24 protein-coding genes and 1 tRNA gene are annotated in these 26,380 nt (G+C 71.9%); 10 read left to right on the forward strand and 15 right to left on the reverse strand.

The features are described 5' to 3' along the window. Positions 1 to 16 precede the first annotated feature (16 nt). Together msrB and BM223_RS04680 are read left to right on the forward strand one after the other, a co-directional pair. Positions 17 to 421, forward strand: a complete 405-nt coding sequence (gene msrB, locus BM223_RS04675) for a peptide-methionine (R)-S-oxide reductase MsrB (protein ID WP_038681257.1) — start codon at positions 17 to 19, stop codon at positions 419 to 421. A gap of 19 nt (positions 422 to 440) precedes the next feature. Continuing rightward, positions 441 to 1,535: a DNA polymerase domain-containing protein gene (locus BM223_RS04680; protein ID WP_038681255.1), complete on the forward strand. Its 1,095-nt coding sequence runs from the start codon at positions 441 to 443 to the stop codon at positions 1,533 to 1,535. A gap of 44 nt (positions 1,536 to 1,579) precedes the next feature. Here the strand turns inward: BM223_RS04680 and BM223_RS04685 are convergent, their stop codons facing one another. From BM223_RS04685 to pdxY, 8 genes are all read right to left on the reverse strand, one after another. Continuing rightward, positions 1,580 to 2,113, reverse strand: coding sequence for a hypothetical protein (locus tag BM223_RS04685; RefSeq protein WP_052138957.1), 534 nt, complete (start codon positions 2,111 to 2,113; stop codon positions 1,580 to 1,582). Between the two features lie 38 nt (positions 2,114 to 2,151). After that, positions 2,152 to 3,267, reverse strand: coding sequence for an ATP-dependent DNA ligase (locus BM223_RS04690; protein ID WP_038681253.1), 1,116 nt, complete (start codon positions 3,265 to 3,267; stop codon positions 2,152 to 2,154). 36 nt (positions 3,268 to 3,303) lie between these two features. Then, positions 3,304 to 3,379: transfer RNA gene (locus BM223_RS04695), tRNA-Thr, on the reverse strand. Positions 3,380 to 3,865: 486 nt separating this feature from the next. Next, on the reverse strand, positions 3,866 to 5,206 hold the full coding sequence (locus BM223_RS04700; RefSeq protein WP_038681251.1) for a helix-turn-helix domain-containing protein: 1,341 nt from the start codon (positions 5,204 to 5,206) through the stop codon (positions 3,866 to 3,868). A 26-nt stretch (positions 5,207 to 5,232) separates the two neighbouring features. Next, positions 5,233 to 6,537: a tetratricopeptide repeat protein gene (locus BM223_RS04705; RefSeq protein WP_038681249.1), complete on the reverse strand. Its 1,305-nt coding sequence runs from the start codon at positions 6,535 to 6,537 to the stop codon at positions 5,233 to 5,235. Further along, on the reverse strand, positions 6,534 to 7,892 hold the full coding sequence (locus tag BM223_RS04710) for a helix-turn-helix domain-containing protein (RefSeq protein WP_038681247.1): 1,359 nt from the start codon (positions 7,890 to 7,892) through the stop codon (positions 6,534 to 6,536). The genes BM223_RS04705 and BM223_RS04710 overlap by 4 nt, the downstream gene beginning before the upstream one ends. 111 nt (positions 7,893 to 8,003) lie before the next feature. After that, entirely contained in the window at positions 8,004 to 9,371 is a 1,368-nt protein-coding gene (locus tag BM223_RS04715; RefSeq protein WP_038681246.1) for a helix-turn-helix domain-containing protein, read from the reverse strand. Positions 9,372 to 9,455: 84 nt separating this feature from the next. Then, the gene (gene pdxY / locus BM223_RS04720) at positions 9,456 to 10,319 is read right to left on the reverse strand and encodes a pyridoxal kinase PdxY (RefSeq protein ID WP_038681244.1); all 864 of its coding nucleotides are present in this window, start codon (positions 10,317 to 10,319) and stop codon (positions 9,456 to 9,458) included. A gap of 142 nt (positions 10,320 to 10,461) precedes the next feature. Here pdxY and BM223_RS04725 point away from each other — a divergent pair, with 142 nt between their 5' ends. After that, positions 10,462 to 12,117: a GMC family oxidoreductase gene (locus BM223_RS04725; RefSeq protein WP_038681242.1), complete on the forward strand. Its 1,656-nt coding sequence runs from the start codon at positions 10,462 to 10,464 to the stop codon at positions 12,115 to 12,117. Continuing rightward, positions 12,114 to 13,673 carry a succinic semialdehyde dehydrogenase gene (locus tag BM223_RS04730; protein ID WP_082004013.1) on the forward strand — a complete coding sequence of 520 codons (1,560 nt, stop codon included), beginning with the start codon at positions 12,114 to 12,116 and terminating at the stop codon, positions 13,671 to 13,673. The genes BM223_RS04725 and BM223_RS04730 overlap by 4 nt, the downstream gene beginning before the upstream one ends. A 31-nt stretch (positions 13,674 to 13,704) precedes the next feature. Here BM223_RS04730 and BM223_RS04735 read toward each other — a convergent pair whose 3' ends face one another. Then, positions 13,705 to 14,151 carry an Hsp20/alpha crystallin family protein gene (locus BM223_RS04735; RefSeq protein ID WP_038681238.1) on the reverse strand — a complete coding sequence of 149 codons (447 nt, stop codon included), beginning with the start codon at positions 14,149 to 14,151 and terminating at the stop codon, positions 13,705 to 13,707. 79 nt (positions 14,152 to 14,230) lie between these two features. Between BM223_RS04735 and BM223_RS04740 the strand changes: the two genes are divergently transcribed. Next, the gene (locus BM223_RS04740) at positions 14,231 to 14,533 is read left to right on the forward strand and encodes a MerR family transcriptional regulator (RefSeq protein ID WP_038685180.1); all 303 of its coding nucleotides are present in this window, start codon (positions 14,231 to 14,233) and stop codon (positions 14,531 to 14,533) included. Here the strand turns inward: BM223_RS04740 and BM223_RS04745 are convergent. From BM223_RS04745 to BM223_RS04770, 6 genes are all read right to left on the reverse strand, one after another. Then, positions 14,521 to 15,309, reverse strand: coding sequence for a dioxygenase family protein (locus BM223_RS04745; protein WP_038685178.1), 789 nt, complete (start codon positions 15,307 to 15,309; stop codon positions 14,521 to 14,523). The genes BM223_RS04740 and BM223_RS04745 overlap by 13 nt on opposite strands. A gap of 64 nt (positions 15,310 to 15,373) precedes the next feature. Then, positions 15,374 to 16,072 (reverse strand): uracil-DNA glycosylase, encoded by a 699-nt coding sequence (locus BM223_RS04750; protein ID WP_038681236.1) that lies wholly within the window; start codon positions 16,070 to 16,072, stop codon positions 15,374 to 15,376. A gap of 323 nt (positions 16,073 to 16,395) precedes the next feature. Further along, entirely contained in the window at positions 16,396 to 17,844 is a 1,449-nt protein-coding gene (locus BM223_RS04755) for a pyridoxal phosphate-dependent decarboxylase family protein (protein WP_038681234.1), read from the reverse strand. Next, complete coding sequence (locus tag BM223_RS04760) at positions 17,825 to 19,156, reverse strand: MFS transporter (RefSeq protein WP_038681231.1); 1,332 nt, start codon at positions 19,154 to 19,156, stop codon at positions 17,825 to 17,827. Before BM223_RS04760 ends, BM223_RS04755 begins: the two co-directional genes overlap by 20 nt. Next, positions 19,153 to 20,337: an alpha/beta fold hydrolase gene (locus tag BM223_RS04765; protein ID WP_141267349.1), complete on the reverse strand. Its 1,185-nt coding sequence runs from the start codon at positions 20,335 to 20,337 to the stop codon at positions 19,153 to 19,155. The genes BM223_RS04760 and BM223_RS04765 overlap by 4 nt, the downstream gene beginning before the upstream one ends. A 28-nt stretch (positions 20,338 to 20,365) precedes the next feature. After that, entirely contained in the window at positions 20,366 to 21,793 is a 1,428-nt protein-coding gene (locus BM223_RS04770; protein ID WP_038681230.1) for an alpha,alpha-trehalose-phosphate synthase (UDP-forming), read from the reverse strand. Positions 21,794 to 22,172: 379 nt separating this feature from the next. On the opposite strand from BM223_RS04770, the gene BM223_RS28255 reads away from it, so the two are divergent. The 5 genes from BM223_RS28255 to BM223_RS04790 all read left to right on the forward strand — a co-directional run bounded on the left by BM223_RS28255 (position 22,173) and on the right by BM223_RS04790 (position 26,380). Beyond that, positions 22,173 to 22,469, forward strand: coding sequence for a hypothetical protein (locus BM223_RS28255; RefSeq protein WP_143128548.1), 297 nt, complete (start codon positions 22,173 to 22,175; stop codon positions 22,467 to 22,469). After that, positions 22,426 to 23,427 carry a hypothetical protein gene (locus tag BM223_RS04780; RefSeq protein ID WP_038681225.1) on the forward strand — a complete coding sequence of 334 codons (1,002 nt, stop codon included), beginning with the start codon at positions 22,426 to 22,428 and terminating at the stop codon, positions 23,425 to 23,427. The genes BM223_RS28255 and BM223_RS04780 overlap by 44 nt, the downstream gene beginning before the upstream one ends. Before the next feature lie 187 nt (positions 23,428 to 23,614). After that, positions 23,615 to 23,965 (forward strand): hypothetical protein, encoded by a 351-nt coding sequence (locus tag BM223_RS28260; protein WP_141267348.1) that lies wholly within the window; start codon positions 23,615 to 23,617, stop codon positions 23,963 to 23,965. Positions 23,966 to 23,969: 4 nt separating this feature from the next. Beyond that, positions 23,970 to 24,758, forward strand: a complete 789-nt coding sequence (locus BM223_RS04785; protein ID WP_075018465.1) for a S1 family peptidase — start codon at positions 23,970 to 23,972, stop codon at positions 24,756 to 24,758. Between the two features lie 371 nt (positions 24,759 to 25,129). After that, the gene (locus BM223_RS04790; protein WP_038685174.1) at positions 25,130 to 26,380 is read left to right on the forward strand and encodes a sensor histidine kinase; all 1,251 of its coding nucleotides are present in this window, start codon (positions 25,130 to 25,132) and stop codon (positions 26,378 to 26,380) included.

The following is a 26,380-nucleotide window of genomic DNA, read 5'->3' on the forward strand; positions in this document are numbered from 1 at the left end:
GAGTACGCTCGGTGTCATGGGATACGAGGTCGACAAGACGGACGAGGAGTGGCGCGCCGAGCTGACTCCCGAGGAGTTCCAGGTGCTGCGCCAGGCGGGCACCGAGCGCGCGTTCACCGGCGAGTACACCGACACCGAGACCACCGGCGTCTACCGCTGCAAGGCCTGCCAGGCCAAGCTGTTCGAGTCCGACACGAAGTTCCACTCCGGCTGCGGCTGGCCGAGCTTCTACCAGCCGATCAGCGACACGATCGAGTACATCGAGGACAACTCGCACGGCATGAAGCGGGTCGAGGTCCGCTGCGCCAACTGCGGGTCGCACCTCGGGCACGTGTTCCCCGACGGCTACGGCACGCCCACCGGTGACCGCTACTGCATCAACTCGATCAGCCTGACCCTGGAGCCCGCCGACCAGGCCTGATCCCGACTAGGGTCGGCGCATGGCGAAGACCCCGGCGGCGATGGTCCAGGCAGGTGACCGCGAGGTCCGGGTGTCGAGCCCGGACCGCGTGATCTACGAGGCGACCGAGCGGACTCCCGAGGTCACCAAGCTCATGGTCGCCGAGTACGTCGCCGCGGCCGAGGACGGCCTCATGCGCGCGCTGCGGGAGCGGCCCACCGCGCTGGAGCGGTGGCCGTCGGGAGTCCGCGAGGGCTTCCGGCTGGCCACCGGTCCGCGCGACAACGACGCGGAGGGCTTCTACCAGAAGCGGGTCCCCAAGGGGGCTCCCGACTACCTCGAGGCCGTCGAGATCACCTTCCCCTCCGGCCGCACCGCCGAGGAGATCTGCCCGACCGAGATCGCCGTCCCCGTCTGGTGCGCCCAGATGGGCGCGCTCACCTTCCACCCCTGGCCGGTCCGGCGCGCGGACGTCGACCACCCCGACGAGCTGCGCATCGACTTCGACCCCCAGCCTGGGACGACCTTCTCCGACGCCGTCCGCGTCGCCGGCGTCGCCAACGAGCTGCTGACCGAGCTCGGTCTGGTCGGCTTCCCCAAGACCTCCGGCAACCGCGGCGTCCACGTCTACGTCCGGATCGAGCCCCGCTGGGAGTTCACCGACGTCCGCCACGCCGCCATCGCCTTCGGCCGCGAGCTCGCCCGCCGCGACGAGCAGGTCACCACCGCCTGGTGGAAGGAGGAGCGGGGCGAGCGCATCTTCATCGACTACAACCAGAACAACCGCGACCGCACGATCGCCTCGGCGTACTCGCTGCGGCCGCTGCCCGGCGCACCGGTCTCGACGCCGATGACGTGGGCCGAGCTCGCCGACGTCACCGATCCGCGCGAGTTCAACCTGTTCACCGTCCCCGAGCGCCTCGCCGACGGCGACCCGTGGGCGTCGATCGACGACACGACGTACTCGCTGCAGCCGCTGCTGGACCTGTGGGACCAGCAGGTCGCCGACGGCGACGGCGAGCTCAACTTCCCGCCCGACTACCCGAAGATGCCGGGGGAGCCGCCGCGGGTGCAGCCCAGCAAGAAGGTCGCCGAGCACTGGGACGCGGAGGGCAACCGGGTCGAGGGGACCTGAGCCCGCCCCCCGTCACGCGGTCAGCCGGTCAGCCGGTCAGGCGGTCAGGCGGTCTCGTGCTCCAGCAGGTGCAGCACCGGGACGCCGAGCTTGCGCCGGGCCCGCGACGTCCAGTCGACGTGGAAGAACTCCGCGACCAGGTGCGGCCGGGTCAGGATGATCGACTCCCGGCCGTCGACCTCCTTGACCTTCGCGATGAGCGCGTCGACCGGCGCCTCGGTGACGACGACAGCCGAGCCCAGGTGGGCGCCGGTGGCGAGCATCTCCTCGCGGGTGGCGGCGAGCTCGCGGTCGGCCTGCTCGCGGTACTCCTCGCGCAGGGCGTCGATCTCGTCGGGCGAGGGCGTGATGGGGGGAGCGATGAGGTCGGCGCCGCCGATCACCCCCAGCGAGGCCTCGACCGCTGCGGCGGCGTCGGCCATCGGCAGCAGCACGTGATAGATCACCTCGATGGTGGGGTCGTCGTCGAGCTCCACGTGGAGCGAGCGGACCTGGGCGGCGTCGGCGGGGGTGAGTGCCTTCTCGATGAGCAGGACGACGTCGTACGGCTCCTCGCGGGGAGCGGGCTCGCTGGTCATGGCCCCATCCTGCCCCGAGGCAGGTCACCGGTCGAGGCTCACCCCCCGAGGACGTCCGCCAGGTCGTAGCGCACCGGCTGCTCCAGCTGGTCGTACCCGCACGACTCGGGGTCGCGGTCGTCGCGCCACCGCTTGAAGTGGGCCGTGTGCCGGAAGCGGCGGCCCTCCATGGCGTCGTACTTGACCTCGATGACGCGGTCGGGCCGCAGCGGCGTGAACGACAGGTCCTTGCCCTGGCTCCACCGGCTCTGGGTGCCCGGCTGGCGGCCCGGGTTGGCCACCAGGAACTCCTGCCAGCGGCCCCACGGGTGCTCCTCGATGGGGACGACGAGCGACTGCAGCTCGTGCCACAGCTCGGCGCGGCGCTGGGCGGTGAAGGACGCGCTGACACCGATGTGCTGCAGCTCGCCGCCGTCGTACAGGCCGAGGAGGAGGCTGCCGATCAGCGGGTTCTCCGGCGTGCTCGTCTTGTGCTCGCGGAAGCCGGCGAGCACCACGTCCGCCGTCCGCTCGTGCTTGATCTTGAGCATCGTCCGGGCATTGGGGGCGTACGGCGCGCTCAGCGGCTTCGCCACCACCCCGTCGAGCCCGGCGCCCTCGAACTGGTGGAACCACTCCTCGGCCACCGCGGGATCGGTGCTCGTGCGGGTCAGGTGGCACCGGCCGCCGGTGGCGGCGCCCAGGTGGCCGAGGGCCTCCTCGAGCGCAGCGCGGCGCTCGGCGAACGGGCGGTCGACGTACGACTCGTCGCCGAGGGCCAGCAGGTCGAACGCGACGAAGTCCGCCGGCGTCTGCTCGGCCAGGAGGTTGATCCGCGACGCCGCCGGGTGGATCCGCTCCTGCAGCACCTCGAACTGCAGCCGTCCCTTGCCGTCCGCCCCCGCCTGCGCCACGAAGATCTCACCGTCGAGCACGCACCGCTCGGGCAGCTCGGCCCTCATCGCCGCCACCAGCTCGGGGAAGTAGCGCGTCAGCGGCTTGGTGTTCCGGCTCGCCAGCTCCACCTCGTCGCCGTCGCGGAACACGATGCAGCGGAAGCCGTCCCACTTGGGCTCGAAGCTGAGTCCCTGCGCGTCGTACTTGGCCGGGTCGGGGACGCCGGACACGGCCTTGGCGAGCATCGGCAGGACGGGCGGCAGCACGGGGAGGTCCACGCTGCAGAGACTAGGCCCCGGCGCGCGATTCATCGGTGGAGCCGGTGACAGGATTTGAACCCGCGACCCTCTTATTACAAGTAAGACGCTCTACCAACTGAGCTACACCGGCCGGCGCCCGGTGTCCGGGCACCGCGCAATCCTAGTCAGCCCCGCTCCCGGCCCCTCAAGCCCGCCGCCGGTCGAGCCGGACGGCCTCGGCGCTGCCGCCTCGCGGTGCGAGCGCATGCCCAGAGTTGCCCGCTTGGTGTCGCGATCTTGCGCTCAGTCGTGGGGGTGTGCGTCTCGATAGGCGGGATCGGGCCGTCTCATCTGCCTCATTGACAACTCTAGACATCAAAACTAGGCATTGTCTGGATTTGAGACTTGCCCAATATTTACCGTCCCGAGTCACGGGGAGTGCGAAAGGCGCACGCCCCGCGACGAGAGGAACGGAAATGTCGCGTCTGAAGAAGGCTCTGGTCGTCGGTGTGGTTGCCGGGATGACGGTGTTCGGGGTGGTGGCCAGCCCGGCGGCGCCGGCGTCGGCGGACCGCGGGACCTGCTGCTGAGCTGATCGGCGAGGTCGGCTCCGCCCGGGTGGGCGGAGCCGACCCGGCTAGCGCTGCGGGCGGAGTCCCTGGGCGATGCAGGCGCGGTGGAAGGCGTCGGCGGCGAGGCCGAGCTCGTCCAGCTCCTCGAAGGCGGCGCCGAGCCGGAACCAGGCCAAGGCGATGACGTCGTCCGCCTGACAGGTCGTGAGGAGGTGGGTCGCCGCGTGCAGGGACGCCAGCGCACCGTCGACGTCGCGGAGGCGGGCTGCGATCCGAGCGCGCAGCATGAGCTGCCACGCGCGGATGTCGATCGCGTCGGCCGGGGCGAAGTCCTCGCTCTCGTGGAGCACGCGCAGAGCCTCTTCGTCATCGCCGAGCGCGTGGTGGGCGCGAGCTGTGTTGAGCCGGTGCCGGGCGAGCTGAATGGCACCGGCGCCCGCCCAGTCGAGCTCCTGACCGGCCAGCGCGAGCAGGTCGAGCGCGATCCGAGGGTCGGCCTCCTCCAGGTCGAGCTGGATGCTCGCAACCTGGGCACGCAGCATGCCGATGCGCCGGGAGTCGCCGTCCGGCTCCAGGAGCTCGAGCGCGGCGGTGACGAGCTCGAGCGCCGCGGGGAGGTCGCCAGCGGCCTGCTTGGCCACGCCGGCGTTCCACAGGGCGGAGCCCTTCGCAGCGGCGAGGCCCAGGCGCTCGGCGTGAGCGGCCGCCCGGAGGCACACGCGCGCACACTGGCCCAGGTCACCCCGGAGCATGTGAGCGACAGCCCCTGTCACCGTCAGCTGGATCGCCACGGTCGTGTCCGCGAGGCCAAGCTCTTGCATCGGGCCACTTGCGCGCTCGCCGACGGCGATCATCTCGTCGATCTGCAATGTCTCCCGGTAGCACCGGCTGAGCGAGATCAGGTCCTCCACCCACGCCACCTCCGCCACCGGTACGGCGGTCACCCGGCGCAGCTCGTCGATCGCCTCGGCGAGGTCGCCGGACGCCTCGAGGGCCTTGGCGCGCAGGCGACGCGCGGCGCGGTCGAGGTGGGGCGCGGTCGCGCCTGCTGCGTCGAGCTGCTCCAGGATGCGCTCGGCGGTCGCCCGGGCGGCGGAGGAGTCCTGGCTCGACAGCGTGAAACCGGCGAGGTCGAGGTCACCCTGGAGGTCGGCCAGCACGTCGCGGCTCAGGCCGGTGACGAGCAGCTCGGCAGAGGTGGCGGTCGCGTCGGCGACGGCGGAGAGCACGGCGAGGTCCGGGGTGCGGATGCCGCGCTCGAGCTCGTCGAGCGCAGCGGAGTCGAGACCGATCGCGTCCGCCAGGTCGCGCAGCGGGACCGCGAAGACCTCACGCGCGGCGCGCACCCGCTGGCCGACGACCGACGGATCGACCTGCCGCAGCAGCTCGGCCAGATCGGTCGTCACGGTGGTCAAGATAACCCGACGGGTCGTCAGGAACGGCCGCGGATGCCGCGGAGCTCGTAGGCGCGGCGGTAGGCGTCGATGGCCTGCTCGGGCTCGTCGGCGGCGAGGAGGAGGTCGCCCAGCTCGTAGCAGAGCTGGCCGGCGTCGGCGGGGGAGCCGATGGACTCGAGGAGGGCGATGGCGTCCTGGAAGTGGCGGCGGGCGCCGGTGAGGTCGCCGCGGGCGGCGCGGATCCGGCCGCGGAGGGCGCGCTGCCAGGCGTGCAGTCCCGGGGCGGTGTCGGGCGGCGCGGCCGCCTCGCTCTCGGCGAGGACGTCGGCGGCGCGCTCGTCGTCGCCGAGCAGGTGCAGGGCGTGGGCGGTGATCAGGCGGTGGCCCGCGAGGTCGACGGCGCCGACGGTCGACCAGTCGATGTCGTCGCGGGCCACGGCGAGGATCTCCAGCGCGCCGAGGGCGTCGGGGGGATCGAGGGCGAGGCGGGTGGTCGCGATCTGGATGCGGAGCCGGCCGAGGTTGCGGGTGTCGCCCTGGGCGGCGAAGTACGCGTGCGCCTCGAGCGCGTCGGTGAGGGCGGCCTCGGCGTCGCCGTCCTCGAGGAGGGCGAGGCTGCGGTTCCACAGGGCGGAGGCGCGGGCGAGGTGGAGGCCGAGCTGGGCGGCCTCGTCGGCCGCGCGCTTGCAGATCCGGGTCGCGTGCCCCAGGTCGCCGCGGCTGAGGTACGCCGCCGCGACGGTGATGGTGAGCTGGAAGGCCTCGTCGGTGGTGGCCAGCCCGAGGTCGCGGATGGTGGGCCGGGCGTCCTCGCCGGTCGCGATGGCCCGGTCGAGGTGGCCGGCGTTGCGGTGGCACCGGCTGAGCGAGATGAGGTCCTGGACCCACCCCAGCTCGGCCACCGGTACGGCGGTCAGGTCGGTCAGGTCGGCGATGGCGCCGGTGAGGTCACCGGCCGCCTCGCGGGCGGTGGCGCGCAGCCGGCGTGCGGCGCGCTCGAGGTGGGGTGCGGTGGCGCCGGTCGTGGCGAGCTGGTCGAGGACGTCGTCCGCGGTGGCGAGCGCGGTCCCCGAGTGGTGGGTCGAGAGCCCCAGCCCGGCGAGGTCGAGACCGCCGCGGAGGTGGGCCGCGAGGTCGCCGCTCAGGCCGGTGACCAGGACGTCGGCCGTGGTGCCGGTCGCCGCGGCGGTCCGGGTCAGGACGTCGAGGTCCGGCAGGAGTCGGGCGACGTCGTCGAGGGAGAGCCGGGCGTCGCGTCGCGCCGCCCGGATCCGGTCGCCGACGACGGCGGGGCCGACCTGGGCGAGGAGCGTGCTCAGGTCGGGCGGCAGGGGCGTCACGACATCCTCGGGAGCGTGGTGAGGACCGGCGCCCGCAGCCCCTGGGAGGCGCCCGCGCTGCGGAACGCCTGGAGCGCGAGCTCGTCCTCGCCGAGCGTGGTGAGGGTGTCGCCGAGCTCGAACCACAGCTGGGCCGCGTCCTTGTCGGCCCCGTTGCCGACCAGGGTGTGGACGGCGGTGAGGAAGTGCTCGCGGGCGCGGTGCGCGTCGCCACGGCCGGCGGCCAGCCGGCCGCGCAGCGCCGACTGCCAGGCGCGCAGGTCGGCGGCCCCGGCGGGGGCGAGCGCCTCGCTCTCGCGGAGCAGGTCGGCGGCGCGCTCGTGGTCGCCGAGGCTGTGCCGGACCCGGGCGGCGCACAGCCGGTGCCGGGCGGCGTCGAGGTGGGTCGAGGGGGTCGCCTCGAGCTCGACGCGCGCGCGGTCGAGCATCGCCAGCGCGCCGTCGAGGTCGGGGGACGGGGTCTTGAGCTGCAGGGTCACGACGTCGACCCGGAGCCGCGCCACCAGCCGGGTCTCGCCCAGCCGCTCGTAGATCGCGAGCGCTTCGAGGGCGAGGGCGAGACCGGCGGCCGGGTCGCCACCGGCGTCGAGCGCGCAGCTGGCGTTCCACATCGCCGAGGCCTTGGCCACCGGCAGGCCGTAGGCGTCGGCCCGGTCGGCCGCCCGCCGGCACAGCCGCGCGCCGTGGCGCACGTCGCCGCGGACGAGGTAGGCGGCGGCGACGGTCACGGTGAGCTGGATCGCCTCGGTCGTCTCGGCCAGCCCCAGCTGGCGGATGGTGGTCGTGGCGTCCTCGCCGGCGGCGATCGCCTCGTCGAGCTCGCCGAGCTCGCGGTGGCACCGGCTGAGCGAGATGAGGTCGCGGATCCACGCCACCTCCGCCACCGGTACGGCGGTCGCCCGGCGCAGCTCGGCGACCGCGCCGGCCAGGTCGCCCAGGCTCTCGAGCGCGCTGGCGCGCAGCCGGCGGGCGGCCAGCTCGAGGAAGGGGAGCGAGGCGGCCGCGAGCAGGTCGAGGACCTGGTCGGCGGTGCGGAGCGCGGGAGCCGCGGTGCCGGCCGTCAGCCCGAGCGCCGCGTCGTCGAGCCGGCGGTAGAGCTCGGGCACCAGGTCGGCGGGCAGGCCGAGGAGCAGGACGTCGGCGCAGGTGCAGGTGTGCTCGGCGACAGCGCTGAGCACGAGCAGCGTGGGCCGCGCGCGGCCCGCCTCGATGTCGGCGAGGTGCGTCGCGCGCAGGCCGGCCAGGGCGGCGAGGCCCGGAAGGTCGAGCCCGGCCGTCTCGCGGGCAGCGCGAACCCGCCGGCCCAGGGCTGCGGGGTCGACCAGTCGGAGGAGCTCTGTCTGCTCAGGCGCCACGGCACCATCGTGCCGGGTACGTCCGACCATTTTCGGCCCATCTCGAAAGTGGCGAGGCCTCTCAGCAAAGATCCGGACGTACGTCCGGATTTTCGCGGGCCCGGAGCCGGCTCAGGCCGGAGCGCGCGGCCCGGTGGGCCCCACCGGCCCGGTGGGCAGGTGGTGGAAGGGGGCGAGCCCGGTGGCGGTGGCGGCGTGCCGGTAGGCGTCGCGGGAGGCGTCGCTGTCGCCGAGCTCCTCGAGCATGGAGCCGAGCTCGAACCACAGCTGGGCGGTGCCGGCCGGGTCGCCCGCGGCCTGGAGGGCGTCGGCGGCGCGGGTGATGGCGGCGTGCGCGGCGTCGTTCTGCTGGGTGCGCAGGCGGATCTCGCCGATGAGGAGGTGGCGGGTCGCGGAGGGCACCGGGTCGAGCTCCTCGTCGGGGTCGAGGAGGGCGAGCGCGGTGTCGAGCTCGGCGTCGAGGAGGAGGGCCCTTGCCAGCGAGAACCGGACGGCGGCCGCCTCGTTGCGGTCGGCGCCGGCGGTGGTGAGCATCCGGGTCGCGGTCTCGAGGGAGGCGCGCGCCGTGGGCAGGTCGGGGCGCTCGGCCGCGAGGAGGAGGTGGCCGGTCGTGGCGTGGTAGCGGGCGGCGGTGATCTGCTGGTCGGCGGCCTCGCTGACCCGGCGGGCGCTGGAGGCGTAGGCGGCGGCGAGGTTGACGTTCTTCTTCTCCAGGGCGGCGGCGCTGGCCCGGTAGTAGACGGAGGCCAGGGCGATGCCGGCGTCGTCGGCGATGGGGGAGACGCGGCGACAGGTGGCGACGGCGCGGGCCTGGTCGCCGCGGGCGCGGTGGGCGAGGGCGAGCGAGGTGGCGAGCCCGAGCGCGTGGTGCCCCTGGACCACGTCGTCGTCCTCGAGGACGGCGAGCGCCTTCTCGCCGAGCTCGACGGCGCGCGCGGCGTCGCCCGCCTCGACGTACAGGCCGGTGAGGGCGACGGCGGCGTCGAGCCAGCGCCGGGCGGTGACGTCGCCGTCGACGATGACCTCGAGGCCGGCGATCGCCTTGGCGAGGTCGCCGCGGGCGTGCTCGGCGAGCGCGGTGAGGTAGCGGATCTTGGCGGCGACCTCGGAGCCGGTGCTGTCGTCGAGCGCCTGGCCCGCCTCGTCGAGCATGCCGAGCGCGGTGGCGGCGTCGCCGTGCTGGATCTCCCAGGCGGCATGGTCGAGCCGGATCCGCAGCTCGGCGTACCGGTCCCGGCTCAGCCCGAGCAGCAGCTGCTCGAGCGTCACGTCGACCTTGGCGGCGAAGGCGACGATCAGCCGGAGGTCGGGCCGGCGCTCACCGGACTCGATCCGGGACAGGTACGCCGTCGACGCCTCGGGCGAGGCGAGCTGCCCCTGGGTCAGGCCGGCGGCGACCCGCGCGGCCCGGATCCGTCTGCCCAGGAGGACCGGGTCGATCGTGCGGCTGAGCTCCGCGAGTTCAGGTAGGACGTCCATGTAACATATTGTGTCCTGACCGGGCACGTAGTGAACCTGTGAAGGTTCTAAGAATATTCCGTGACCTGTCGTCCCGATGACCGCTCAGCGCAGGCGGGTGACCTCGAAGCGCTCGTCCGGGTGCGCGATCGCCTCCTGGGCCGCGATCAGCCGCAGCTCGCGCTCGCCCGAGTCGAGCGTCGCCTGCAGGACGTCGAACACCGACGCCGTCGTCCGCGCCAGCGCCAGGGCCGGCGAGCCGGAGTCGTGCAGGTGGGCGGTGAAGAGCGCCGCGGTGATGTCGCCGGAGCCGTTGGCCTTCATCGGCAGCCGCGGCGTGCGCACCGACCAGGCGCCCTCGCCGGTGACCGCGATCATCTCGATGACGTCGTCGGGCGCGCCGGCCTGCTCGACGGACGTGACGAGCACGGTCGAGGGCCCCATCGCGCGGGCGGCGTCGGCCGCGTCGAGGATGGCGTCGAGCGGCGCCGGCTCGCTGAGCGCGTCGCGCCCGGTGAGGAAGCCGAGCTCGAACTGGTTGGGCGTGAGGATGTCGGCGACCGGCACGACCTGCTCGCGGATGATCGGCGGGATCTCCGGGTTCACGAAGCAGCCCGACTTCGCGTTGCCCATCACCGGGTCGCAGGTGTAGGTCGCCGCCGGGTTGGCCGCCTTGACCCGCTGCACGGCGTCGACGATCACGGACGCGACGGCGGGGGAGCCCTGGTAGCCCGAGAGCACCGCGTCGCAGGTCGCGAGCACGCCGCGCTCCTCGATCCCGGTGATCACGTCGCGCACGTCGGCCGGGTCGAGCAGCGGACCGCGCCAGGCGCCGTACCCGGTGTGGTTGGAGAAGTGGACCGTGAACACCGGCCACACCTCGTGGCCCAGGCGCTGCAGCGGGAAGACCGCCGCGGAGTTGCCGACGTGGCCGTACGCGACGGAGGACTGGATGGAGAGGATCCGCACCGACCCATCTTCGCAGTCCGGGAAGCGAGGGACGAAGACAGCGAACACGAAACCCTTTCGTAACGAAACTAGAACGCGTTACAGTGACGTCGCCGGGTGTCCCCCTGACCGCCCGGACCCCGAGGACGAAGGATGGGAAGCGATGGCGAAGCGCGCGCCGTACAGCAACGAGGCCGACTACGTGGTGGTCGGCTCGGGCAGCTCCGGGTCGATCGTCGCCGGGCGGCTCGCCCAGTCCGGCGCGAGCGTGATCCTCATCGAGGCCGGCAAGTCCGACGACAAGGGCATGCACGGCTACTTCACCAAGAAGCCCGGCATGATCGGGCCGATGCACTCCGAGCCGAAGCTCGAGAGGCTCTTCGACTGGGGCTACCGCTCCGTGCCGCAGCCTGGCCTCGACGGCCGCCGGATGCCCGCCCCCCGCGGCAAGGTCGTCGGTGGCTCGAGCTCGGTCAACGGCATGGTCTACGTCCGGGGCAACCGCGCCAACTACGACTCGTGGGCCGCCGAGGGCAACACCGGCTGGGACGCCGACAGCGTCAACGCCGCGTTCAAGCGCTACGAGGACTTCGAGGACGGCGAGAACGCCTACCGCGGCGCCGGCGGCCCGATCAAGATCACCCGCAACAAGACGCTGCAGGAGGGCACCCTCCAGTTCATCCAGGCCACCGCCGACACCCTCGGCGTCAAGGTCCTCGACGACTACAACGCCGCCGAGCAGGAGGGCATCGCCCGGATGCAGCAGAACACTGCTGACGGGCTCCGCTACTCGTCCTCGCGCGGGTACGTCCACCACCTCGCCCCGCGCACGCTCGAGCTGCAGACCGAGGTCCACGTCGCGAAGGTCGTCATCGAGAACGGCCGCGCCACCGGCGTCGAGGTCATCGACCAGGGCAAGGGCGGCGGCACCCGCCGGTTCATCAGGGCCGGCAAGGAGGTCGTGCTCTCCGCCGGCTTCGCCAACACCCCCCAGCTGCTCATGCTCTCGGGCGTCGGTCACGCCGACCACCTCGCCAGCGTCGGCATCGACTGCGTGGCGGACCTGCCGGTGGGCGACAACCTGCACGACCACCTGTTCCACCCGATGTCGTTCCACGTGCCGAGCGTCCAGTACCGCGGCAACGCCTGGACGTTCTTCAAGGGGATGGCCAAGGACCTCACCCGCGGGGGCTCGTTCCTCGACAACTCGGTCTTCGAGTCGGTCGGCTTCGTGCGCACGTCGGCCGCCACCGACATCCCGAACCTCCAGCTGCACATGCTGCCGTGGGCCTACCCGAGCCCCAACCAGGACGAGCCGATCCGGCACATCCCCGACGGGCGTCCGTCCCTGACGGTGTTCTCGACGCTGATCTACCCCCAGAGCCGCGGCACGCTCCGCCTCGCCTCGGCCGACCCGACGGCCGCGCCGCTCATCGACTACGGCTTCTTCACGGACCCCGCCGACGTCGAGGTGCTCGCCGAGGGCACCGAGATGATCCGCGAGATCATGGCCTCGGCCGCCTTCGGCGGCGGGGTCAAGGAGGAGATCCACCCCGGGCCGTCGATCCCCAACGGCAAGGAGCTGCGGGTCGCGCTCAAGAACCGCTCGACGTCCGTCTACCACGGCGTGGGCACCTGCCGGATGGGCGTCGACGAGCGCGCCGTCGTCACGCCGGACCTCAAGGTCCGCGGCATCGAGGGCCTGCGCGTCGCGGACGCCTCGATCATGCCGAGCATCACCGGCGGCAACACCAACGCGCCCTGCTACATGATCGGCGAGAAGGCGGCCGAGATCATCCTGGGCGGCGTGAAGTGGTGAGCGCGACGCGTCCCGCCTCGGTCACCGACGAGCTGCTCGAGCGTCTCGTCGCGCGGGTGCCGGGACGCTCCGGCGCGACCTGGAAGCTGACCGAGGTCTACACCGGCGAGGTCCTCGTCGAGCTGCCGCAGTCGACGCCCGAGGACATCGAGGACGCCTTCGCGAAGGCGCGGGCCGCCCAGGCCCTGTGGGCCCAGTGGCCCGTCGCCAAGCGGCTCGAGGTCTTCGACCGGGCGCACACGCTGCTCGTCGACAACGCGCACCGCACCGCCGACCTGATCCAGGTCGAGAGCGGCAAGAACCGGCGGATGGCGATCGAGGAGACCTGCGACCCGCCGATGGTGATGTCGTACTACCTCAAGCGCGCCAAGAAGCTGCTCGCCCCGAAGAAGCACGGCGGCCCGGTCCCGGTCGTGTCGGGCTCCACCGAGGTGCGGGTCCCCAAAGGTGTCGTCGGCATCATCGCGCCGTGGAACTTCCCGTTCGCGACGGGACTCTCCGACGCGATCCCCGCGCTGATGGCGGGCAACGCCGTCGTCGTGAAGCCGGACAACAAGACCGCGCTGTCGCCGCTCTTCGGCATCTCGCTGCTCGAGGAGGCGGGCCTCCCGAAGGGCCTCTTCCAGGTCGTGTGCGGCGAGGGGCCCGACATCGGCCCGACGCTGATCGACAACGCCGACTACGTGATGTTCACCGGCTCCACCGCCACCGGACGGGTGATCGGCGAGCGTGCGGGGCGCAACCTGATCGGCTGCTGCCTCGAGCTCGGCGGCAAGAACCCGATGATCGTGCTGGACGACGTCGACGTCGCCGAGTGGGTCGAGGGCACCACCTTCGGCGTCTTCGGCAACACCGGCCAGATCTGCATGCACATCGAGCGGATCTACCTCCCCGAGAGCCGGTACGACGAGCTCAAGTCCGCCTTCGTCGAGCGGGCCGCGAACCTCAGCATCGGGGCGGCGTACGACTTCGGGCCCGAGATCGGTTCGCTGGTCAGCCCCGAGCACCGCGACCGCGTGGCCTCCCACGTCGAGGACGCCGTCGCCAAGGGCGCGACCGTGCTCACCGGTGGCCGGGCCCGCCCCGACATCGGCCCCGCGTTCTTCGAGCCGACCGTTCTCGAGGGCGTCACCAAGGACATGCTCGCCGGCCACACCGAGACGTTCGGCCCGGTCGTCGCGCTCTACCCGTACCGCACCGTCGACGAGGCGATCCACCTCGCCAACGACACCGACTACGGCCTCAACGCCTCGGTGTGGAGCGGCGATCTCGCCCGGGCCGAGGCGGTCGCCGAGCGGATCGAGTCCGGCAACGTCAACATCAACGACGCCCTCGCGACGGCGTACGCCTCGAAGGGGTCGCCGTCGGGCGGCGTCAAGAAGTCCGGCGTCGGTGCGCGGCACGGCGACCAGGGCCTGCTGAAGTACACCGACGCCAAGAACGTCGCGGTGCTCAAGAAGCAGGTCATGGGCCCGCGGCCCGGGCAGGGCTACGACGCCTACGTGAAGCAGATGCTGAGCTCGCTCAAGCTGATGCGGAGGCTCCGCGTCCGCTGAGCGTGTCCGCGGACCGCGGAGCCTCCTCGGCTCACGCCTCGATGGCCTCGTGCTCGACGGCGGGCGCGCCGCCGGCGATCTGGATCTTGCGGGGCTTGGCCTTCTCGGCGACGGGGATCACCAGGCGCAGGACGCCGTTGTCGTAGCCGGCCTCGATGCGCTCGAGGTCGAGGTTGTCCCCGAGCACGAGCTGGCGGGAGAACTGGCCGTGCGTCCGCTCGGAGGCGAGACGCTGCCAGTCGCCGTTGCCGGCGACGCGCTCGGCGCGGACGGTGAGCACGTTGCGCTCGACGTCGATGTCGATGCTCTCGGAGCTGGCGCCGGGCAGGTCGAACTCGACGACGAACCGGTCGCCCTGGCGCCACGCGTCCATCGGCATGACGGCCGGGCGATTGGTGGTGCCCGGCGCACCGCCGCCGAGGAGCTGGCTGGTGAGCCGGTCGAGGTCGCGGAACGGATCGGTGGTGCGCAGCAACATGACATGTCCTCCTTCGGGATGTGCCGGCCGCCCGGGCCGGTCATTGATCTGCATCAACCGTTATAGATAATCTGTGGCCGTGAATCAAGGCCGAGATCGAGAAGGAGAGCGGGACCGGGTCCGCGGGGTCTTCGCGATCTCCGTCGCGGCCGAGATGACCTCGATGCAGATCCAGAACCTGCGCGTCTACGAGCGCAGGGGACTGCTCGCGCCGCAGCGCAGCGAGGGCGGCACCCGCCTCTACAGCCGCGCCGACATCGAGACCCTCCACCGCATCCGCGACCTGCTGGCCGAGGGGCTCAACCTCGCCGGGATCGCGCGCGTCCTCGAGCTGGAGGCCGAGCTGGCCCGGCTGCGGGCGCGGCTGGCTCAGGCGACCTGAAGAGACCGCTTCGACAACCCCATCCAGAACCCGTCGATGACCTGCGCGCCCGGCTCGGTCGGGTCGCTGGCCGCACCGAGCGTGACGAAGAGCGGCGTGTAGTGCTCGACGGTCGGGTGGGCGTAGGGCATGCCCGGCGCCTTCGACCGGTACGACGCCAGCTCGTCGACGTCGCCGCGGGCCATGGCCTCGCCGGCCCAGGCGTCGAAGTCGGTGGACCAGCCGGGGGCGTCGGCGTCGATCTGCCAGGAGGTGAGGAAGGGCAGGCCGTGGGTGAGGAAGCCGGAGCCGATGATGAGGACGCCCTCGTCGCGCAGGGGCTTGAGCCGGCGGCCGATCTCCATGAGGCGGCCCGGGTCGTGGGTCGGCATCGACATCTGGAGCACGGGGATGTCCGCGCCGGGGTACATGATCTTGAGGGGCACCCAGGCGCCGTGGTCGAGGCCGCGCGAGGTGTGCTGGTGGACCGGCTCGGTGCGCGGCATCATCGCGGCGACCCGGGCGGCGAGGTGCGAGGCGTCGGGGGTCTCGTAGGTCATCTGGTAGTACTTCGGCGCGAAGCCGCCGAAGTCGTAGACCAGGGGTGCGCCGCTCGCGGTGAGCGAGAGGGGCGCCGACTCCCAGTGCGCGCTGACGATGAGGATCGCCTTCGGGCGTGGCAGGTCGCCGGCCCAGGCGGCGAGCTGGCTCGACCACAGCGGGTCGTCGAGGAGCGGGGGAGCGCCGTGCCCGATGTAGAGGGCCGGCATCCGGTCGCTGGTGGTGGTGTCGGTCATCGTCATGCCTACCTCAATAGTTGAGAGTTCAACTATATTCCGAGGAACGCCGGAGCGGAAGGGGTCAGGCAGGCAACGTCCAGTCGACCGGCTCCCCGCCGCGCTCGGCGAGCAGGGCGTTGACCCGGCTGAAGGGGCGCGAGCCGAAGAAGCCGCGCGAGGCCGACAGCGGCGAGGGGTGCGCGGACTCCACCCACGGGATCGGGCCGAGGTGCGCCTTGAGCGTCTGCGCGTCGCGGCCCCAGAGGATCGCCGCGACGGGTGCCCCCGCCTCCGCCCGCCGTACGACGGCCTGGATCGCGCACGCCGTCACGTGCTCCCAGCCCTGGTTGCGGTGGGACGCCGACTCGCCGGGCCGCACGGTGAGCACCCGGTTGAGCAGCATCACGCCCTGGTCCGCCCAGGGCGTCAGGTCGCCGTGGGGCGGTGGGACGAAGCCGACGTCGTTGGCCAGCTCCTGGTAGATGTTCGCGAGGCTGCGCGGGATCGGCCGCACGTCGCGCTCGACCGCGAAGCTCAGCCCGATGGGGTGCCCGGGCGTCGGGTACGGGTCCTGGCCCACGAGGAGCACGCGCACGTCGGCGAGCGGGCGCCGGAAGGCGTGGAAGACGCGGTCGCCGGCCGGCAGGTAGGACCGGCCCGCGGCGAGCTCCGCGCGGAGGAACTGGCCGAGCGCGGCGACGCGGTCCTCGACCGGTGCGAGCGCCTCGGCCCAGTCGGCGGCCATCAGGCCCTGGTCGACGAGCTTGGTGAGAGCATCCACGGCCGGACTCTAATGCGCTCTGCGGCGCATGGTCCCCCCAGACCCACCCTCCCGTGCGAGAGGCCGGCCGTGGTGCTGCTCCCTGCCCGCCACCGACCGGGGGCGCCCCTCTCCCTCCAAGGGGCGCCACCACCGGCTGTGGCGTGGCTCCGACGCGGATCTCGAGCCCTGCTGGTCCTCCGGGGGCACCCGGCTTGGGGTGCCGGTCCCGGTGGGGCTCCCTCCAACGGATCTTCGAGGTCCGCGTCGGTGAGGAAGAATCTACGGAGCCGGGGCAGGCCCGGGAATCGGGAACGCGGCCGGGACCCGCTAGTCCTTTGGGACTATGTCCCGGTGGCGAACGGCTCGGCCGGGGGCCGGGCGAGCCGGTCGAGGAAGGCGACGAGCACCGCCTCGCGCAGGGCCGGGGGAGCGACGTCGAGCAGTGCGTTGACCGACGCCATCCGGTCGGGCAGGCCCAGGTCGCCCTCGCCGTCCGCGAGCCCGCCGGCGGCGAGCAGCATGTCGAACTCGTCGTCCCCCAGGGTGGCAGGGTCGACGGACCGCAGCAGGTCGACGACGCCGGGATCGACGACGACCGGTCCGGCGGCGCGGGCCGCGGCGACCGCCTCGCCGAGCGCCGCGACGAAGGCGGCGGCGTCGGTCGCGGCGCTGATCGCGACGTGCAGCGACGGTGGCTGCCCCTCGTAGGAGAGCTGGGGCTGGACGAACCAGTCGCGCTCGGCCATCTCGTCGCACACGGTGAAGACGTCGAGCGGCCCGTCGGCGACGGCCGCCACGAGCGTCGACTCCGGCAAGGCGACCAGGGCGAGCCCGTCGATGGCCTCGATCCCGGCCGCGACGGCGTCGGTCGCGTCGAGCGCGCGCCGGGTCAGGTCGAGGTAGCCGTCGTGGCCGATCGCGCGCACCGTCGCCCAGGCGCCCGCGACCGGTCCGCCGGAGCGGGTGGACTGCAGCGTCGAGTTGAGCATCGTGTAGCCGGGCCAGCCGGCGTGCGCGAAGTACTGCGGACGGCGCAGGGCGGGGTCGCGGTGGAGCAGCAGCGAGGCGCCCTTGGGGGCGTAGGCGTACTTGTGCAGGTCGGTCGAGATCGACGTGACGCCGTCGACCGCGAACGTCCACGGGGCGACGGGGCGGCCCAGCCGCGCGCCATAGGGGAGGATCCAGCCGCCGATGCAGGCGTCGACGTGGCAGCGCACGCCGCGGGCGGCGGCCGCCGCGGCGATGGCGGGGACCGGGTCGACCACCCCGTGCGCGTACGACGGCGCGCTGGCCACGACGAGCACCGTGGTGTCGTCGATGGCCGCGGCCATCGCCTCCGGGTCGGCGCGGTGGTCGGGGCCGGTGGGGACCACGATCACGCGCACCCCGAAGTAGTGCCCGGCCTTGTGGAAGGCGGCGTGCACGGTGTCGGCGACCACGATGGAGGGGGAGTCGATCTCGGGCCGCGCGTCCCGGGCGCCGAGCACCGCGAGCAGGCAGGACTCGGTGCCGCCGGAGGTGATCGTGCCGACCATCGAGTCGGGTCCGTCGACGAGCTCGCGGGCGAACGCGACGAGGTCGTTCTCCATCGTCAGCAGGCTCGGGAAGGCGGTGGGGTCCAGGCCGTTGCTGCCGGCGAACGCGGCCACCGCGTCGCGGGCGAGCGCGTCGACGTCGGCCAGGCCGGCGTCGTACACGTAGGCGAGGGTGCGACCGCCGTGCACGGGCAGGTCGTCGGCCTGGAGCGCGGCGAGGCGCGCGCGGATCTGGTCAGGCGTCGGCTGCGACATCGGGCCGATCGACCTCCTTCTCGTCGAGGGCGTAGCCGCGCAGCCACCACAGGCTGGCGAGCACGAGCAGGGCGGGCAGCAGCGAGAACCCGAGGGTGATCGCGGTGACCGCGGAGTCCGGCTGGACGGCGCCGCCGGAGTCGCTGGAGCGGTAGGAGCCGAGCGCGAGGACGACGGCGAACAGGCCCGGCCCGAGGGCGAGCCCGAGCGTCTCGCCGGCCGTCCACACGCCGGTGTAGACGCCGACCCGCGACGAGCCGGTACGACGGGCGTCGACCGCCGCCGCGTCGGGGAGCATCGCCATGGGGAAGACCTGCACGCCGGCGTACCCGACGCCGACCAGGCCGACCGCGGCGAACATCACGGGAGCCGGCGCGTGCCCGGCGAGCACGGCCAGCGCCGCCCCGGTCGCCAGGACGAGCGAGGACGCGACGTAGCCGCGCTTCTTGCCGATCCGCCGCCCGATCGCCGCCCACGCGGGGGTGAGCAGCAGCGCCGGCCCGACGAAGCAGACGAACAGGACGGTGGCGGCGCCCTTGCGCTCGAGCACGTCGCCGGCCAGGTAGTCGACGCCCGCGAGCATGCAGCCGGTGGCCAGTGCCTGGAGCACGAACGTCACGAGCAGCAGCCGGAAGTCGCGGGCCGCGGCGACCAGGCGGAGCTGGTCGCGCAGCGTGCCGGGGCTCGGCTCGACGACACCGATCCGCGCGCCGCGGGTGCCGCGGTAGGCGAGCAGCGCACCGGTCAGGATGATCGCGGCCATCGCCAGGCCCATGACGCGGTAGCCGTCGCGGCCGCCGATCGCGTCCCGGATCGCCGGCGCGCTCGCGCCCGCGAGCAGGATCGTGAACGCGAGGATCGCGACCCGCCAGGTCATCAGCCGGGTGCGCTCGTCGTAGGAGTCGGTCAGCTCGGCGGGCATCGCGACGTACGGCACCTGGAAGAAGGCGTACGCCGTCGCGCAGGCGAGGAAGGCGACGAGCACCCAGGCGGCGTCGACCGCCTGGGAGCCCAGGTCCGGCGCGGCGAAGAGCAGGGCGAAGCAGACGGCCAGCACGAGCCCCGCCCGCAGCAGCCACGGACGGCGCGGTCCGCGGGGATCGACGGTGCGGTCGCTGATCCGCCCGGCGACGGGGTTGAGCACGACGTCCCAGGCCTTGGGCAGGAAGACGATCGCGCCGGCCGCGAGGGCGGGCACGGCCAGGGTGTCGGTCAGGTAGGGCAGCAGCATCAGCCCGGGCACGGTGCCGAACGCGCCCGTGGCGACCGAGCCGGCGCCGTACCCGACCCGGACGCTGCGGGGGAGGGTCACTTGGAGAGCGCCCGGGACGCTGCCGAGGAGTGTCGCCGCTTGCGGCTCGTGCCGATCGCCTCGGTGGGCTGCTCGCCGCCCGACCACTGGGTGATCCACTCGTCCATCGCCAGCCACGTCGTACGACGCGCGGCGCGGCCGGTGAGCATCCCGAGGTGGCCGCCCGGCACGACCTCGAAGCGGACCTCGGGCGACCCCTTCAGCAGCGGCACGACCGCGTGGACCGCCGGGACGGGCGCGATGCCGTCGGCAGCCCCACCGAAGACCAGCACCGGGACGGCGATGTCGGCCAGGTCGATGGTCCGGTCGTCGAGCTCGAAGGTGCCCGTGGCGAGCTGGTTGCCCTTGGCGAAGCGGTGGTAGAGCTGCCCGAACGTGCGGCCCGGGTAGGCGATCATGTTGGACGTGAAGGCGTCGACCGCCTCGACCTGCGCGAGGAACTCGCGGTCGTCGACGTGGGTTGCCAGCGCCAGCGGCTTGGTGACCAGCTTCTGGAAGGCGGTGAGCTGGAAGGCCCACTTCACCAGGGGCTTCGGCGCCCCGCCGAGCATCTGGTAGCCCTTGGTGATCGGGCCGTTGCCGTTGAACAGGTTGAGCAGCGGGCGGAACGGCGCGAGCAGCGGCACGAGGGCGACGTCGATCGGCGAGCCGACCACCGTCAGCGACGCCACCGGCAGGTCGCCGGAGCGCTTGTCGGCGAGCGTCAGCATCGAGAAGATGCCGCCCAGCGACCAGCCGATCACGTGCACCGGGCGGTCGCCCGCGTGCTTCGACACCTCGCGGATCGCGGTCGGCACGACCTCGTCGATCCAGTGCTCCATGCCGAGGTTGCGGTCGCGGAACGACACCTCGCCGTACTCGACGAGGTAGGTGGGACGGCCCTCGGTCACGAAGTGCTCGACCAGCGAGCACCCGCGGCGCAGGTCGTAGCAGCTCGACGGCGCGGCGAGCGGCGTCACCAGCAGGACCGGGTCGCCCTGCTCCTGGACGTGCCCGGCCGGGCGGTAGTGGTAGACCTCGCGCAGCGTGCCGTCGTCGATGAGCGTGCGCGGCATCGGCCGCAGGTCGGCCACGCCGCCGTAGAGAACCTTGTGGGCGACATTGCTCGCGGCGGCCACGACCTGGTCCGGGGCGGGGAGCAGGCCGGCTCCGGGCACGGAGCGCAGGGGCACCAGATCCATGGGCGAACGCTACCGCGCGGTAGCGGGTTCAGGAGCGTGTTGCTGGTCGCACCGTCTTGGAGTGGCTGTGCGCGGCGTCGTCCTCGAGCTCGGTCATGAAGCTGTCGGCCCACGCCTTCACGTCGTGCTGCGCGATCTGCTTGCGCATCGCGCGCATCCGGCGGCTGAGCTCCTTGGGCTCCGCGTGGTAGGCCTCGAGCAGCGCGGCCTTCATGCCGTTCATGTCGTAGGGGTTGACCAGCCAGGCCTGGCGCAGCTCGTCGGCGGCGCCGGCGAACTCGCTGAGGACCAGGGCGCCGTCCTCGTCGGTGCGGCAGGCGACGTACTCCTTGGCGACGAGGTTCATGCCGTCGCGGTAGGGCGTGACGACCATGATGTCGGCGGCGCGGTAGAGCGCGGCCATCTCCTCGCGCGGGTACGACGTGTGGAGGTAGCTGACCGCCGGCCGGCCGATCCGCCCGAGGTCGCCGTTGATGCGCCCGACGAGGCGCTCGATGTCGTCGCGGAGGTTGCGGTAGTGCTCGACCCGCTCGCGGGAGGGGACGGCGACCTGGACGAACACGGCGTCCTCGACGGTGAGCGCGCCGTCGCTGATGAGCTCGCCGAACGCGCGCAACCGCGCGTAGATGCCCTTGGTGTAGTCGAGGCGGTCGATGCCGAGGAAGATCCGGCGCGGGTTGCCGAGCGCCTCGCGGATCGCGGCGGCGCGCTCGGCGACGGCGTCGGACGCCGCGAGCTCGGCGAAGCCGCCGGCGTCGATCGAGATGGGGAAGGCGGCGGCCCGGACGGTCCGGCCGTCCGGGAGGTAGACCAGGTCGCGGTGCGTCTTGTGGCCGACCCGCTGGCGGACCAGGCGGATGAAGTTCTGTGCCGCGCCCGGCAGCTGGAAGCCCACCAGGTCGGCACCGAGCAGCCCCTCGAGGATCTGGCGGCGCCACGGCAGCTGCTGGAAGAGCTCGGCCGGCGGGAACGGGATGTGCAGGTAGAAGCCGATCCGCAGGTCCGGGCGCAGCTCGCGCAGCATCTGGGGCACCAGCTGCAGCTGGTAGTCGTGCACCCACACGGTCGCGCCCTCGGCGGCCAGCTCGGCGGCGCGCTCGGCGAAGCGGCGGTTGACCCGGACGTAGGTGTCCCACCACTCGCGGTGGAACTCCGGCTTGGCCACGACGTCGTGGTACAGCGGCCACAGGGTTCCGTTGGAGAAGCCCTCGTAGTGCTCCTCGATCTCCTCCGCCGACATCGCCAGCGGCACCAGGTCGAGGCCGTCGACCTTGAACGGCTTGAACTTCTGGGTCCCACCCGGCCACCCGATCCACACGCCGTCGTGGGCCCGCATCACGGGCTCGATGGCCGAGACGAGACCGCCGGGGGAGCGGCGCCAGGTGCTCCTCCCCCTGGCGTCGGTGACGCGGTCGACGGGCAGGCGGTTGGCGACGATCACGAGGTCATGGCCCACGAGACCACCCTAGGGGGTCCGGCCCACTCGGCCGCGGAAAGCGACGTACCTCGGGGCGATCACGCCTCGTCGGGCGCGAACCGGACCCCGTCGGTGTTGCTCGCGAGCACGACGGTCTCGGTCCGCCGGGCGCCCAGCCGGCGGGCCTGCGCGCGAAATCGTCGTTTCGCGCACGCACTCCGCGGCGCCCATTGGCGAAGAGCTCGCCAAGACCGATGCTTCTCCGGGATCCCCTTCGGAGGCGATCACCTGTAGGGGGTGCTGGTGCGCCGCCCTTTCGGGTACCCACAGAGTTCGGAGTTGCTATGCCGTGTACGTATTCCAGCCATCGATGTGAGCGCGCCCGATGATCCGCCGGGTGGCCGCAACTATCGGCCTTGTGGCGAGCACCCTGGCGGTTGCACCCTCGGTGTCTCCTGCTTCAGCTGCTCCTGGTCCTGGTCTCGTCATCGCCACCGGCAAGGTGCTGGATGCTCGTGGCGTCGCCGTTCCGCAGGCGGAGGTTGCGCTGCAGATGTGGCCGAGCAATGACACGCTGGCAGCTGCTGGAGAAGGCGATCCGGTCAACCTGGTCACCGTCGCGTCGGCCAGCACGGACGCGGTCGGCAACTTCCAAGTTGAAGCTCCCGAGCATGGCGGATCTGCAGTCGGGCGCCGACGGGGACAACATCGTTGATATGTCTCTCACGACTACGACTCCGGACGGTACATCGAGCAGCTTCGCCTTCTCGCGGCGCCTGGTGAACACCGACGTCTTGGGCCTCACCATCGAGGCGGCAGTCGATCCAGAGATGCCTTCGGACCTGATCAGCGACCTCATTGCTGATCTGACCCAGCAAGTGGTTGTGCCGCTGACAGGCCTCGTCTTGGGGGAGAATGCGTTGGGCGGCAGGCTCCAGGACGTTCTGCCGAGTGAAACGGTTCCGGAGAATCTCCTGCCCGAGGACGAGGTCGTGCCGATCGAGGAGGACGCCATCGTTCCTAAGAATTGTTCGACCACTGTGGCGAAGGATCTCGGCCAGCGGGTTACCGAGGTGAACGCAGCCGGCGTCGGCTGGGCGGGTGCAACGACCGACTTCGAGTACACCAACGGGGCGACGTCGACTCTCGGAGTTGCTGTCTCCATGAACGGCACCATGGGGAGTTGGTCGGCTGGCGGCTCGTCGTCCTTGCAGAAGCAGGTGGACTCGACGAGCACGGTGGGCTTCCCGGTCAAGAGCACCGGGTACTGGCACCGCAAGACGTACTTCCGCTACAAGTCCTACAAGATCGAGTGTTGGTACTCCGCCTACGGTGTGGTCAAGCGGACGGTCCGTTACGAGGCGCGCCCCAGCAACTTCGTTGGCGGCGCGACGACGGTGGGAGTGGGGACGCCGCCCACGCCGCCACGAGCCAACTGTGCACCTCAGGAAGCCGGAAGCCGGTTCTCCCGGAACAGCTCGACGGCGACCACCTGGTCCAACGGCGTCGCCCTCAAGAACGTGTTGGGCGTCGATCTCTCCTCGCGAACTGGCTACTCCAAGACCGCCAAGATCAAGTTCGAGTACACGAAGGCCGGTTGGATCTGTGGCACTCAGGGCGACCCGGGCGACACCCCGAGGACTCTCATTGCTCGCAAGAACCGTCCGTCCTAGTCGCGCGGTTCGTGGGGGCGCCGTCACCATCGGCGCTCTCACCTTCCTCGTTGCCTGCTCCGCCTCGCCTAGCACCGATGGCCCACCCGAAATCGGTGGGCCGATCGGATCGAGCCCCGACATTGGATCTGTCTGCCTTCAGGTCCGCTCTGGAGAGCCGCACGACTTCACACTCGGGTTCAACATCGTGATCAACAAGGGCACCGAGCCTGCAGAGATCGGCCAGGTCGAGCTCCTCGACGCCCACGATCTCTCGATCACGAAGGCATGGGTCGCGGTCACGGATGCTGCAATCGGCAACCACAGCAGATTCCCACCGACCCGAAAGGCGATGAGGGCCTCCGATCTTGACTGGGCTAGCCGCGCCGCCCTTCCGGGTGCTACCGCAGAACCAAACGTTCGCTACAACCTCATCCTCCAGGTGGCCGCCACCAGTCGATTCCCTGCAGCAGCAGGGATTCGCTTCACCTACGCCACCGAAGGCAAGGAGCACGCTTGGCAGACGAACATCGGATTCACCGTCGAAGATCCTTGCTAGGCAGATGCTGAAAACCGAGATCCGGGTTCTTACCGCTCTCCTTTCGATCGCACTTCTAGCAGGCTGTGCATCCGATCCCACCTCCGCCAGAAACAGACACCAGACAACTGCCGAGGAAACAGAGGCTTCCTCGGCAGTTGTCGCACTCGTCAGTCACGCCACGCCAGCACGGGATCTCTTTGGCGGTTTTCGCTGTGCAGGAGTGCTGGTTGCTCCAACGGTGGTCTTGACGGCGCGCCATTGCGTGGCCGGACTGAGCGCCGATCAACTGGACGTCGTCGTCAATCCAGTCGATCTCTGCGGGCCGGATCCTGAGAACGAGATGCGGAGCCCGATCCGGGAAATTCGCCCGACCGCAGATATCGACCTGGCTGTCGTGGTGATGCGCAGCAGCGCTACTACCAGCCCTGCCCGTATCGCCTCGGTCTTGCCCGACGCACGAGCACAACTGGTGGCCGTCGGATGGGGACGGCAAGCAACGACCGCGCCCTGCCAGCGCTCGGCCACCGGCCTCTCCTTCGCGCCAGCGGCTGATTGCGCGAGGGCCATCTCGCACCTTCCCCGTCAGGCACGCCGCTGGCAGCTCTGCGCACTTCCCACCTCGGACCAGAACACCTGCAGAGGCGACTCCGGCGGCGGCCTTTTCGACGTCTCCCAGGCCAAGCCGCTCCTTGTAGGGATCACGAGCGCGGGCGTGGGAGGATGCGAACCAGACGACGTCGGACTCTACATCCGGGTGGACACACTCGACACCCAAGTCGCTCGACTCAATGAGGCGGTCAACAGGCGCTGACCGTGGTCTCGCTTGACTCATGACCGTGGCAGGCGCCGCCTTTGTCACCATCGTCGCGGAGATTGCTCCCGGTGAAGTGCCGCCCGCCTTGAACTCGTTGATGGCCGCGACGGCGATGGCCTGCAGCACGAAGCGACCCCGGGCGCCGAGAGGAGAAGACCGGCCAGTACAGACCTGCCGTACCTGCTCGCATTTGACCTCGGCCGGCCCGTCTCCGTGAGGAACTCGCGCATCCGTTCCCGATCGAGCACACAGTAGAGCTGTTCGAGGTGCTTACCCTCTCCCTCGCCGACCACCCCGACTACGCAGCACTCTCGACTGTCGGGCTGGCTGGATGGCCGCGGCGCTCCCACCTCCCTAGCGTGGTCGCCATGAACCCCCTGCGTCGCGTCTTCGTCGACACCGCGTACTCGCTCTCGGCGTTCCTGCTCGCGATCCCCGCCTTCGCGTTCGTCGTCGCCGGGATCGCCGCCGGCCTGGGCTCGATGGTGGTGGCCGGCCTCGGGCTCGCGATCCTCGTCGGCACGGCGTACGCCGCCCGCGGGTTCGCGCACGTCGAGCGGGTCCGGCTCGTGGGGATGCTCGGGGTCGAGGCCCCGCAGCCGACGTACCTGCGGGGCCGGGCGGACGACGGCGGGGTGCGGCGCTTCCTGGCGCCGCTGCGCGACACCCAGTCCTGGCTGGACATCCTGTGGGCCGTCGTCGGCCTCGCCACCGCGTGCTTCGCGGCCGCGCTGGCGGTGGCGGCCTGGGCGGCGGTGCTGGGTGGGCTGACCTACTGGTTCTGGCAGCGCTACATCCCGTTCGACGACGCCGACAACGTGACGCTGGCCGAGATCCTCGGGCTCGGGCACGGCCGGACGCCGGAGTCCCTGCTCTACCTGGGACTGGGGGTCGTGGCGCTGGTCGCGCTGCCGTTCGTGCTGCGGCTCGGGGCGGCGGTCCATGCCGGCACGGCGCGGGTGCTGCTGTGCAGCCGGGCCGAGCTGCTCGACCGGATGGAGGTCATCGAGGAGAGCCGGGCCTCGGCGCACCGGGCCGAGGCGCAGTCGCTGCGCCGTCTCGAGCGCGACATCCACGACGGCCCGCAGCAGCGGCTGATCCGGCTCGGCATGGACCTCGGCCGGGCCCGGCACCAGCTCGCCGACGACCCCGCGACGGCGGCCGCGACGATCGACTCCGCGGTCGCCCAGACCCGCGAGGCGGTCGAGGAGCTGCGCGCCCTCTCCCGCGGGATCGCCCCGCCGCTGCTGGTCGACCGCCGTCTCGCTGCCGCCGTCGAGGAGATGGCGGCCGGGCAGGCGTTCCCGGTGGGCGTCGCGGTCGACGTCCCGCGCGAGCTGCCGGTCGCGGCCGAGACGGCGGCCTACTTCGTGGTCGCCGAGGCGCTCACGAACGTCGCGAAGCACAGCCAGGCGACCCGGGCGCAGGTCGCGGTGCACCAGCAGGACGGCGTCCTCGTGGTCACCGTGGACGACGACGGGCGCGGCGGTGCCTCGCTGGCGCCGGGCCGCGGGCTGGCCGGGCTGCGGGAGCGGCTCGCGGGTGTCGAGGGACACCTCGAGGTCGCCTCGCCGGAGGGCGGTCCGACGCGGCTGCTCGCCACCGTGCCACTGTCGTGA

Origin of the sequence: Pimelobacter simplex (genome assembly GCF_900114845.1) — a bacterium.
GTDB lineage: Bacteria > Actinomycetota > Actinomycetes > Propionibacteriales > Nocardioidaceae > Nocardioides > Nocardioides simplex.